General features: G+C 66.7%; 1 pseudogene. It reads right to left on the reverse strand.

The features are described from left to right. Positions 1-417, reverse strand: a pseudogene (locus G6021_RS16835) (conjugal transfer protein); the annotation flags it as partial.

Genomic DNA, 417 nt, shown 5'->3' on the forward strand with positions numbered 1-417 from the left:
CGAGGCCCGCTTCTTCAATGCCTCGCTGACCAGGATGGCCAGCACTGTTGAAATGGGGCGGGCCACGGGGTTGTCTTCCTCGGTGAGCATGTACAGCGTGGCCCGGTCGTCGTGGGCCAGGGCGGTCACATCAAGACGCCGGCGGTGGCCGTGCGGCGTCAACCATTCCCGAACCTCGGCTAGCCCAAGGCATGCGATGCAGTTCTTCGCGGCCGAGAACACGCCGTCACGCGTGCGAGGGGTCAGGGAGTACTTGGCGTTCAGGTCTTCGTGTTGCGCCTCGTAGTTGCTGTCTCGCAGCAGGGTCAGGGGCTCGCCGGCCCCCGGAGCCGATACCCACCTGTACACGTCGGTGATCGGCCTGTTGCCCAGAGCGGCGGCCAGGAACAGTGCGGTGAGCAGGTCGCGGGCCTGCTG

It is taken from the genome of Dietzia sp. CW19 (assembly GCF_014145265.1).
In the GTDB taxonomy this organism is placed as follows: Bacteria; Actinomycetota; Actinomycetes; order Mycobacteriales; family Mycobacteriaceae; genus Dietzia; species Dietzia natronolimnaea.